General features: G+C 56.0%; 8 protein-coding genes. 2 read left to right on the top strand and 6 right to left on the bottom strand.

Annotated features, from left to right (window positions below; genetic code table 11):
• Positions 1–10 precede the first annotated feature (10 nt).
• The 5 genes from ESO89_RS16005 to cas6 are packed head-to-tail and all read right to left on the bottom strand — an operon-like array spanning position 11 to position 5,371.
• Positions 11–448 (bottom strand): DEAD/DEAH box helicase family protein, encoded by a 438-nt coding sequence (locus ESO89_RS16005; RefSeq protein WP_241686269.1) that lies wholly within the window; start codon positions 446–448, stop codon positions 11–13.
• The gene (locus tag ESO89_RS16000) at positions 445–1,149 is read right to left on the bottom strand and encodes a hypothetical protein (protein ID WP_128906438.1); all 705 of its coding nucleotides are present in this window, start codon (positions 1,147–1,149) and stop codon (positions 445–447) included. The genes ESO89_RS16005 and ESO89_RS16000 overlap by 4 nt, the downstream gene beginning before the upstream one ends.
• Positions 1,142–2,083 (bottom strand): type I-D CRISPR-associated protein Cas7/Csc2, encoded by a 942-nt coding sequence (gene cas7d, locus ESO89_RS15995; RefSeq protein ID WP_128906437.1) that lies wholly within the window; start codon positions 2,081–2,083, stop codon positions 1,142–1,144. Before cas7d ends, ESO89_RS16000 begins: the two co-directional genes overlap by 8 nt.
• 7 nt (positions 2,084–2,090) lie before the next feature.
• Positions 2,091–4,508, bottom strand: coding sequence for a hypothetical protein (locus ESO89_RS15990; RefSeq protein ID WP_128906436.1), 2,418 nt, complete (start codon positions 4,506–4,508; stop codon positions 2,091–2,093).
• A complete protein-coding gene (gene cas6 / locus ESO89_RS15985) occupies positions 4,505–5,371 on the bottom strand; it encodes a CRISPR system precrRNA processing endoribonuclease RAMP protein Cas6 (protein WP_128906435.1) in 867 nt (288 codons plus the stop codon). The genes ESO89_RS15990 and cas6 overlap by 4 nt, the downstream gene beginning before the upstream one ends.
• A gap of 124 nt (positions 5,372–5,495) precedes the next feature.
• On the opposite strand from cas6, the gene csa3 reads away from it, so the two are divergent.
• The gene (gene csa3, locus ESO89_RS15980) at positions 5,496–6,173 is read left to right on the top strand and encodes a CRISPR-associated CARF protein Csa3 (protein WP_128906434.1); all 678 of its coding nucleotides are present in this window, start codon (positions 5,496–5,498) and stop codon (positions 6,171–6,173) included.
• 645 nt (positions 6,174–6,818) lie between these two features.
• Here csa3 and ESO89_RS15975 read toward each other — a convergent pair.
• Positions 6,819–7,892 (bottom strand): aldo/keto reductase, encoded by a 1,074-nt coding sequence (locus tag ESO89_RS15975; RefSeq protein WP_128906433.1) that lies wholly within the window; start codon positions 7,890–7,892, stop codon positions 6,819–6,821.
• 158 nt (positions 7,893–8,050) lie between these two features.
• Here ESO89_RS15975 and ESO89_RS15970 point away from each other — a divergent pair, with 158 nt between their 5' ends.
• Complete coding sequence (locus ESO89_RS15970; RefSeq protein ID WP_128906432.1) at positions 8,051–8,962, top strand: acyltransferase; 912 nt, start codon at positions 8,051–8,053, stop codon at positions 8,960–8,962.
• Positions 8,963–8,984 lie beyond the last annotated feature (22 nt).

The following is an 8,984-nucleotide window of genomic DNA, read 5'->3' as shown; positions in this document are numbered from 1 at the left end:
TTGACCGAAGCTACGTTTTGCAGGGCGTTGGAGCTGGTGGACACAGTTTCCAAACCCTGCAGCCTCCCTTGGGAGGCTTTCTATGACAGGCTCTGACGAAACTAAGCAATTGTTCGGTTCGTTCGTGTCCGTGTCCCTCTAATGTATTTGCGTTTAGAACAGCGACGTCGACATCATCGTTTTTAAATCGCTCTCGCTGTTGTCGGAGGAGAGCGTTTGTCGGATAGACAAGAAGCGTCATATCGCGCGATCCGATAAGTTCGTAGAAGGTTGCTGTCTTACCCGCTCCGGTAGGAGCACGGAGGACTGATACTGGCTCTGTTCCATCCTGAATCCATTCGATGACCCTGTTCTGGAACGCACGAGCGTATTCGAAGCCACGCTCTTCGAGTGGTGGCAGAGGTGGCTCCGTTGCCAGACTCGCACCGTCAACCTCAAACCCACTCATTCGAGTACCTCTGGAAGCACCTGTTCACGGACAAATTCAGGATCAACACCAACGAAATGTTGTAACCGTGGATCGTTACCACGGTTAAATCCTTGACTGCGTTCGACCATCTCAGTAAGCAACTCGTCAGAAAGTTCGTACACTTCCGAAAGCAGGTATTTGTTAAGTACCAGCGTATCCAGTTCGGTGGGTTCCGCACGGAACTCTCCAGTTTGCTTGATTCCCATTCGGAAGAACGGGTGCTCTGGGATATCTGTCTCGCTCCAGACGGTGAATTCGAATTTCGATCCGGGAGAGATTCCAAGGTAGTTTCGAATCGTCTGGTACGCAGCACCTGACTTTTCGAGGATTTCTGGAACAGATTTACTCCCGGAGATCTGATCTGCGACATCAGGGTCGTTCGTCGTAAAATGTCGTTCAGATCGATAATCGGTACTGCGGAACGTTCGTTCGTCGGCATCAACTGCTATTGGACGCATGTCCGTGACGAAGAACGGTAACTCTCTGAGATGAGAGTAATCAGCCGTCGTCGCTTCGTCACCGAACTCCGCATACCGTTTCTCGAGCTCAAAATATCGGTAGCCGAGTGCGTGCATGAGGGCTGTTGACGAGAGGGTCGGCTGTGTTCGTATTGCGCGCCCCTCCGAACTGGAGTAAAAGAGCGGCGCGTACAACGTTGCCTCGAAGGTCTGTTCAATCATCGTCGATAAAGATGTCAGTAGCTGCCTCCATTAGATCTGTAAACTCCTCTCGGAGTAGTTTGTCAGCATCGGCCGCTTCTCGGCTAGCAACCGCTTCCAGTCGTTCAAACCAGTCCGGGAACGGATCGGCACCATCGATCTCGCCATGAATTTCCCAATCCGTACGCTGGGCAGTTGAAATGTAGTCCCCAATACTCGCTTCGAGATCGTCTCCGTCGTCATGGAACTCAAGTAGAAGTTCGCCAGTCGACAGCGACGTATCGTGGTTCCCAAGGATGACACCGAGAATCTCGTTTCGGATATTCCGCCCGGTTCGTGTTTCACGAGCTCCGTACTTCCCGGTATTGAGGATATTATGAAGCGTGTAAAGGAGCATCGGGCCGGTCGCCGCTTCGAGAGTGATGAAATGAACGAGGTCGTTTCCGGGTTGTACCTTCACGAAGTCGAACAAGGCCTCGGATTGGTTTCCCTCCTCATCTCGCATTGTTCCCGATTCGTAGACAGCATTTCGGGTTTCCTTGTTCATCAGATCGTACTCTTTGGTCGTGTACGTGTAGCCTTCCACAACTCTCGATTTGATGGCGAAGTCCTGATCGCCAGTTCCCGCCAGCCCGTAGGTTAGAGTCCCGACATTTAGCGAACTTTCGAGATCCGTGGGTTCATTGTACGCGTAGTCCTCGTCAACGAAGCTGTCATCTAGCTCTCGGAGTAGCGAAAGACCTGTCAGGCGCTCCTTGCTGGTGAATTTCTCTCCGTTAACCTGTGCATGGAGTTTATCGCCGAATTCCTGTGTTTCGGCACGATCGTGACTGGAGTTACGAAACAGAGTCGGCTCTGTTATGTTCCGTTTGACGACAAGCGTGACCGACGGCTTGCGCTTACGGTAAATGTCGAACGATTCTTCGAGGCCTGTTGGTGGGTATTGGAGTGTCATTGTTGGATTAAAGTGATTGTTCGTAAGCGTAGTAGTACGAGTTGACAAGTGCGTTCTCCCAGTCGGAGAGCTTCTTGAGGTCGTACAGATCGTTTTCGACGAGGTATTCGCGGATCGCCGCAACGAAGGCTTTGGCCTGTTCCGGCGTTGCGTGGCCTGCGTAATCTTCTCGATCAGCAGCGGCATACACCTGACTCTCGACGTACTCGAGAAGCCGGTCATCATCCATTTGCTGATTCTTACCGCTGAGGAGCGCATCGAGTGCTTCCCGGAATATTTTTGTTTTCTTATACTTGCTGTCGAACTGTTTACCGAAGAGGTCGATTCCTCGTTCGGCGACGGTTTTCATTTCCATGAGTTCGGTTTCATGATAAGTTTCGAAGTACTCTTTGAGGTCTGTCAGTCTGACTGCGTGATCGTGGTTGACAACGGCGTAGTTCGCAATACTGTGGAACGTGTCACGGTCGAGTTGGAGGTACGGATTGCTCATATTGGCATCCCGTCCAATCATACTCATGAGTTTGAACAGCTGAAGTGCGCGCCGAAGGTGGGAATCAGTCCGATCGTTCTCAATGAACGACGGGAATGGTCCGAACCGTTCGGCTTCATCCAGCCCGAGGAGTTCTTGTGGTCGGGTGGTCTCCTCGTCAGCGAAGACCGCATCCGCACTCTCGAAGCGCGTGAACGGCCGTCCGATGACCACCTTCATCCCTGACTCTTGAGCAGCTTCCATCACCTGCCGAACCACTGCCATACGGTGATTTTTGTCCAACACGTACATTGGCTGGATGAAATACTGGGGCTTGATCAGATTGCTCGTCACTTCCGGATCATCAAGTTCGTCACCATCGCCTTGGACGATGTTACCGACACGGTTGCTCCGTACCCGAACGTCTCCGAGGAAATCATCGAAATAGAAGTAAGCGATTTCAAGACTGTTGTTGGTGCTCACACCGTGTTTTTCGCAGACGTACGACAGGAGTGCGTATTCGAGGTTACACACCTCACAGATAGATTTGTATTTCGCGTGGGGTGGAACTCGGCGGGAATACTCTTGTGTGCGATAGATCCCGCTTAGTCCTTTCTGATATTTAGTGTCCGTCTGCCCGCCACAGAGAAAACACATCTCGTCTTTCGAACTAAGTTCTGGGACGATCTGACCGTCAAAGAACCGGTTGACAGCGGTTCCAATAGCGTCAGTTTCGGGTTCTAAGTCATCGTGGAGTTTCGGCCGAACTTCATTAGCGAACTTGTCAAGGAAATCGCGATGGCTATCGTAATTCTCGACGAGATAAGCAATGAAGTGGAGTTTGACTTTTTGAACACCTTGTTCCTCCTTTATTCGTTCATAGGCATCCTGTACATCTGGATCCGGGAATTCGGACTGACCATCAATATAGATGGCCTTAGCGAGAACCGCAAAATACTGGTCGAATTCAGATGGGATGTGCTCAAATCCTTCGACACCCGCAGATCCTCGGCTGAGCAGTTCCCTGAACGCATCAGAGATTTTTTCTTCCTTTTCTTCTATCGGAATGTTGACTTCCGACAGAATATCGTAGTCAAACGCATTCCAGTTGAGTTTGCATTCGAATTGGAACTCCGTGCTGATTCGTTCCGGGACTCGCTCCGCAACTTCCTGTTTCAACGTTGCTTGGTCAATCGGCTCACCAAGATAGACGATTGAATCCGGGGAGCTACCGATGATGACACCGTAAGTGTGGCCTCCGGTTTCGCCTGCGATAACTTCCTTCGCGGTCCCCAGTTGTGTATCATTCAAAATCGGTTGTTCAAGTTGAGTGAACTCGATACGCTGCACATCATCACTACCCATCAAGGTGCTGAGCTGGTCATGGACACCTTCAGCACCCTGTTTTAGCGCAACAGATGCAACACTGTCACCGATCCGACAGTAGCGTTCTAAGCCGCTGAATGAAGTAGCGACCCCTCGTGTCTCGGTACTGTTCTCTCTCGTTTCAGTTCGTTGTACGAGATACTGTAGATCGTCCCGGTAACCTTCTCCGAGGAAGTCTTCTATGCCGAACGGGTCACCATCCCGTTCTTTCCCGTCTTCGTCGGGTTCCGGATCAAAATACCAGTTGAACGCGTCACTGGTGTTGCCCTCGATGTCGATGCCGTAAGCCTCACGAACGAACTTATCTGTGTCATGGAGAGCAAGGGCAGCGGCGAGAACCTGCACGTCCTCGCCGTAGTCTTCGTACAGATCCTCGTCTTCACCCACAGCTTCGTAGACGAATGCGTTCACACCAACCGTGACTGCGTTCAGAATATGTGCTGCCAATGAGCAGTTGGCAGAGGAGTCAACTTTTGCATCATACTGTCCAGCCGCATCGATGACATTCGCATAGAGATCTGTACTTCCAACAATTGTTTCATGGGCGTCACGAGCAGCATCGGGATTCATTGATCGGTCACCTCTGTAGCAACATCCCCGCATCCCCGAGCGACCGCACTCCCGACTCCCGAGAATTCACCGAATAATGCCAGTGCGGTTACGGCGTTCTGTACGGAGTCGCTCGCGTCTTTGAACGCGTACTCACAGGTGCCCGAAAACCCTTGTCGGAAGATCGGACGGGCATTCCCGTCGGCGTCGTCGACTCGATTTACAAGCACGCTGTGAGTCCGATAGCTTCGAGCGTCGGGCTTCTCGATCACCGACGCTGCTAGCGTCTCGCGATCAACATCGAGTTCTAGCTCGTCTGGGGCCGTTTTGTTCCACTTACCGAGCAAGCTCGAAAATACAGCCGTCCGCGTCGGGAACATCGTCGTCACCGAGCCGACCTCCTCAATACAGGTCGCCGTCCGAAACTCAATCTCGAGGCTCGGATCATTGCACGCTGCCGCTTCCGCCAGCAACGTCTCGTGGGACGTGTTTTCGCTCTCGAATGACTCGATATGAAGCCGACCGTGTGTCAGTTCGAGTGGTTCATCGGCAAGCACTAACGCAGATACGAGCCCCTCGAAGATCGCCTCGTCCTCAGGGTCAGTGATCCCGACAGCGAGCGTATACTCTCTATCAGAGAGCACCCGTTTGTGGTGAGAACGCTTGCCTTCGCCGAACGGTCCACGAAGTCCACTGTTGTGAAGGCTCCCTATCTCCGAATCGTGGACACGAGCACTGACAGCTTCATCCGCCGACTCCAACAGAGCCAACAACGCACTGTAAACTGAGTAGCCGTCAGACTGTGGCACGTCAAACTGCTCATCGGCACGAAGCGATAACTCGATCTGTCGAAGCCGACTCGCCGATTCCGGGTGGGTTTCCATATAAGCGACATCAAAACCTTGTGAGCATTTATGATAAAACTAGCGACCTATCTGATATGAAACTAATACGTGACCATTGCGAGATACTGCAACGTTATAGGTCCACGAGCAGACGTGATTGACAATGCATACGTTCGTCTCGCCGATAGGATTCAATACGACCAGCGTGACCCGGGCGTTACTTGACTACGGTATCGATGGCGAAGATACAGTTCTACTGGTTCGGCCTGCGACAGAGACCGACGATAACCGAGCTGCCGAAGCCGTTGCAGATGTCCAACGACTATTGCAAGAGATCGAACCGCAGATATCGGTTAGTGTGTACCGTATCCCACACGATGATTTTGAAACTGCCGTGATGGAGTGTAGTGAGCTGATTCGGACAGCAGCGGGAGCGATTGTTGTGAGCCTCAGTGGCGGGGCACGCGATGTGTTACTTCCACTTACGGTCGCGACGATGGCTCATCGCCGTGAGATCGAATCAATACTAGGATACAGTGACATCGATGGGCAAGTTCGTGAGTGTATGCTCCCAGATATTACGGCTACACTATCGCAAGGGCCCCATCAAACACTTGCGATGATTGGTGGTCATGAGTCTGAAGTATCTATACCGAATCTCACGGAACGATCTGAATCAGCGAAGAGTACCATTACAAGACATGTGAACACGCTTGAGGCGGATGGATTAGTTACAGCCCGGCTCGAAGATCGGACTAAGTACGTCACAATAACATTCTCTGGTGAATTATTCCTTGCAGTAAACGGGACGCGAGAATCAGAGGTGGTTGGAGATCGGTAGCATACATGTTATGATCTTCTATAGAAATTGTTGATACAGTCGCCGGTGTTTGAGCGAGGAGCTGATTGAGTTTCTAAGCACCTCTAGCGTAGACCTACAATTCAGCTCACTTAACTGCAAATGGCAAGATAACTGCCCAGCAACAATGTGCTACACAAGAGCGCATCGACACTCTTCTTTGAACCGGTAGAGGTTGAGATAATTGGTACACGTTTCAGTAACCGACATTTTCAGATATCGTTGTTTTGAGGCGGAAGTAATCATTGTCTACACAGAGAGAGGATCACAGGCAGTTTATAACCGTCAACGAGTTACTCTATGTGTGGTGGCCATGACGATCCGTTACCCCCTCTAAGCCCCTTGTGATGAAAGACTTCAACCGAGCCACCACTTCTACACGCCGAGTCGCGACACTCGATGCACTCGCCATGGTCTATTAGTAGTTCTCGACTTTCCCCCTCTGAGCCCCTTGTGACGATCAGTTTCCACCGAGCCACCACGTTCGAACCCGTGAGCGGCAGCGCTCGGTCACGGTCCCGTCGCTCGCAACCCTGACAACGCTCGCGACCGCGGTGAAAGTGGTTCAAAATGCCGTCGAACCGCCGCAGTCCGGCGATCTCGACGAGAAACGACCGGGTCGTTCGTTCAGTACGACGCGGCGCGTTTATCGAGGCCGGCGGCCTCGATGTCCTCGCCGTCGACGGAGGTCCGGAGGACGTCCATTCCGTCGTCGCGGTCGACGTCGAAGTTGCGCGCGTACAGCTCCTGGACGCGGTCGTACTCGGCGTCGGAGAGGGGGGGCACGTCGCTCGCGGCGCTCCACTCGGCGATGTCGTCGCCGTCGCGGAACGTGGGCGTCACGGAGGCGACCTCGTCGTGCGCGAGGAGCCAGCGGATCGCGGCCTGCGCCATCGTGCGGGTCCCCGCGGCGCCGTCGGGGTCTTCGAGGAAGCGGATCGCCTCGACCTTCTCCCAGCCGGTCTCGTACCACTCCGCCGGGCGGTGCGAGCGGTGGTCGCCGTCTTCGAGGACGGTGTCGGGGGTCACCTGCTCGTTGAGGAGCCCGGAGGAGTGCGGGACGCGGGCGATGACCGAAGTGTCGGAGTCGGACTCGCGGATGGCGTCCACGAAGTGGCTGCCGGGCTGCTGCTCGAACAGGTTGAACACGGTCTGGACCGCGTCGAACTCCTCGTACTCGATCGCGGCGTCGCCCTCGGCGAGCCAGCCGATCGAAGGGCCGAGCGCCCAGCCGAGCGCGCGGACGCGCCCCGACTCCTTCCACTCGCGCAGGAGGTCGCGCACCTCGGGCGTGACGTCGTCGACGTTGGCGTTGTGGAGCTGAAGCAGGTCGACGTGATCGGTGTCGAGCCGGTCGAGCGAGCGCTCGAACGCGGTCTCGAGGTACTCGCGGTCGAGCTCTTTCGGGAGTTCGCCGTGGCCCGCCTGCGGGTTGTCGTAGAAGTCGTAGCCGATCTTCGTCGCGAGCGTGACCTCGTCGCGGCGGCCCTCGATCGCCCGCCCGATGATCTCCTCGCTGTCGCCGTGGCCGTACACGTCGCCGGTGTCGACGTAGGTGACGCCCGCGTCGAGCGCGTCCTCGACCATGCCGACCGCCTGTTCGTCCGAGCGGTCGCCCCACCAATCGGTGCCGACGACCCACGCGCCGAAGCCGATCTCAGAGACCTCGACGCCGGAGTTCCCGAGTTCGCGGTGCTGCATACCCGTCCTTCGGGATCGGGACACTTAGCGGGTGCGGTCTCCCTCACGCCGCGGGACCGCGGACCGGGTTTATACGATCGGCCGCACCTGTTCGGGTCTCCGTGACGCGCACGTCGCACAACCGAATCCCTTTGAGTGACGGCGTCGAAGGTGCGACGATGACAAAGCGACACGTCTCCCTGCCCGACGGTGCGGAGGCCGGGGTCCGAGGGTTCATCGACGAGGTGGACGATCGCCTCTCCTCGGCGGAGGACACCTGCGAGGTCGTCCGGGACACGCTGATCGACCTCCACGGCGACCGCGAGCGCTGGGAGGCGTGGCAGGACGGCGAGTCGGTCTCGCGCGCCGAGCGCGTGCGCCTGCAGGGGTACGACCCCTGCAACGCCACGCTGGAGTCGGAGTACTACGCCGAGAAGGACGAAGAGCAGTTCCAGCGCTCCAAACACCTCCAGTGGCTCTGGCGGCAGTTCGACGCCACGCCGATGGCCGACAACGTCGAGTTCGCGCTCCGGTTCCGCCAGATGCTCGGGAACCACCTGTTCGCCGAGTGCGGCGACGACTGTCGCTTCTTCAAGGGGATCTCCGTCACCTACGGCCACAACATCGAGATCGGCGACAACGTCGTGATCCACGACGACGTGCACCTCGACGACCGCGGGAAGCTGACGATCGGCGACCGCGCGTCGGTCTCGGACGGGGTCCACCTCTACAGCCACGACCACGACCTCGTCGACCAGACCGAGGTCCGGAACTTCCACACGATCGTCGAGGACGACGCCCGCGTCACCTACAACGCCATGGTCCGGGCCGGCTGCCGGATCGGCGAGAACAGCGTCGTCGGCGCGCGCTCGGTCGTGCAGGGCGACGTGCCCGACCACCACGTTGTCGTCGGCTCGCCCGCCCGGAGCGTTCGGGTGAAACCGGGCTGGGAGGCGGTCGCCGACGAGCTGGAGGACGGCCGGCTCCCCGACCGGCAGGACGAACGCGAGATCGAGTACGAACTGCCCGAGGACCTCGAGCAGTTCGACGAATTCGGGCGGGACCTCCGGCCGCCGAACCGACCGCGCTGAGGCCTCCGTGCGGCGAATGTCG

It is taken from the genome of Halorubrum amylolyticum (genome assembly GCF_004114995.1).
Lineage (GTDB): Archaea > Halobacteriota > Halobacteria > Halobacteriales > Haloferacaceae > Halorubrum > Halorubrum amylolyticum.
The sequence above is the reverse complement of the archived record's forward strand: the minus strand, read 5'-3'. Positions and strand labels throughout refer to the sequence as shown.